Source organism: uncultured Campylobacter sp. (genome assembly GCF_938018145.1).
Taxonomy (GTDB): domain Bacteria; phylum Campylobacterota; class Campylobacteria; order Campylobacterales; family Campylobacteraceae; genus Campylobacter_A.
The window spans coordinates 1-1,811 of record NZ_CALIII010000054.1 but is presented as its reverse complement, the minus strand read 5'-3'; the positions used below and the strand labels follow the sequence as shown (position 1 = coordinate 1,811).

At 47.8% G+C, this 1,811-nt stretch carries 2 protein-coding genes; both read right to left on the bottom strand.

Annotation, left to right across the window (positions count from 1 at the left end):
• On the bottom strand, positions 1–491 hold a 491-nt coding region (locus Q0338_RS01310), incomplete at its 3' end, for a shikimate kinase (RefSeq protein WP_298085188.1).
• The coding region (gene der / locus Q0338_RS01305) for a ribosome biogenesis GTPase Der (protein ID WP_298085187.1) at positions 484–1,811 on the bottom strand (1,328 nt) is incomplete at its 5' end. The genes Q0338_RS01310 and der, both read right to left, overlap by 8 nt.

Here is a 1,811-nt window from a genome sequence, read left to right as displayed (position 1 = left end):
ACCTCTTTCGCGACTTGCTCCAGCTCCTTGCCTTCGACGTCGATTATGAGATCGGCGACGCTTTTATACATCTTTTTTCTCTCGTCAAAAAGCTTTTTTGCTGCGTTTAAATCCTTTAAAAGCGGGCGCTTGGCGTAGTGCATCTGCGCTTCGCCGCTCTCGTCTATACGCTTTAAAATCGCCTCAAAACTTGATTTTAGATAGATGATTTTGCCGATTTTTTTAAGGCCTTTGACCTTTGCAAAGCCGCCGCCAGCCGCTATTACCGAGGATTTTACGTTTTTGGCCAGCTTTTTAGCGAGTTTTGCCTCGCATTTTCTAAAATACTCCTCGCCTTTTTTCTCGAAAATTTCTTTAACTTTTAAATTTTGCTCGCTTTCGATCAGCTCGTCGGTGTCTAAAAACAGCTTGCCCGTTTTTTTCGCGATATGCCTTGCTACCGTGCCTTTGCCAACGCCCATAAAGCCGATGAAAACTAAATTTTTACTCACTTTTTCCCTCGTTTTCCTCGTCCGAGCCGCTGCGATTTTTCGGGATCAGCACGATTGGAGTGCCTGATAGATCAAATTTTTCGCGTAGCTTGTTCGTTAGGTAGCGTTTGTAGCTAAAGTGCAGGGCGCGCGGACGGTTCATTACTAGCGCGATTTTTGGCGGCGCGAAACCAAACTGCACCGCGTAGTAAATTTTCACGCTTTTGCCCTTTTCGCGCGGTATCGGGTGCGCTTTTACCGCCTCTTCGATAGCTTCGTTTAGCCTTGCGGTTTGGATTTTTTGCGTGTAGTTTTTATAAACTTCTAATATCAGCGGGTAAATTTTATGCACTCTTTTGCCGCCCAGAGCCGAAACGCTGATGATCGGCGCGTAGGCTAGAAATTTAAATTTATCCCTGATCTCGCGGCTAAATTTATCAAAATCTTCCTCGCTTTTGTCCCATTTGTTTAGCACGATGATGACGCCGAGCTCAAATTTAGCCGCAAGGCCTGCTATACGCTCGTCAAGCTCGGTTAGCGGCTCGGAGCTATCAAGCACCAAAAGCGCGATGTCGGCGAGCTCTAGCGCAGACTCCGTGCGGTTTAGCGCGTATCTTTCGATACCCTCTATCTTGCCGCGTTTTCTGATGCCCGCGGTATCGACGAACTCAAAAACCCTATCCTCATAGACGAAAGTCTCGTTTACCGGGTCTATCGTCGTGCCGGCTATGTCGCTCACGACCGCGCGTGACTCTTTTACTAGCGCGTTTAGTAGCGAGCTTTTGCCGACGTTTACGCGTCCGATGATGCCTACTTGGATATTTTTGCGCTCGTAGTCCTCGCGAGCCGATATTTCCTTGACCACCTCGCCGTTGTCGCCGAAATTTTCTAAAAACTCATCCAGGTCCTCGCCGACGTCGGGGCGGATCTCGTCTTTTAGCTGTTTATAGATCCAGTCCGCTAGCTCGTCGATGCCCGCGTTGTGGCTGACCGAGATAGCAAAGCTCGTTTTTGCACCGAAATTTACAAACTCGTAGCTTCGCAGCTCGTCTTTTTTACTATCGACTTTATTGATTACGAGCGCGGTCGGTAAATTTAGCTTTAAAAGCGCGTAGTATAGGGCTTTATCCTCGTCGCTAGGCATCATTTTGCCGTCGACCATAAAGATGATGGCGTCCGAGCTTCTAGCTTCGGCTAGGGTTTTTGCCTTGACGTTTTTAAAGAGCTCGCTACTATCGTCCAGTCCGCCGCTGTCGATCAAAACGCAGCTTCTATCGTAAATTTCTATGATTGTTTTGTTTGTATCTCGCGTCGTACCGCTAACGTCGCTAGTGATAGCTA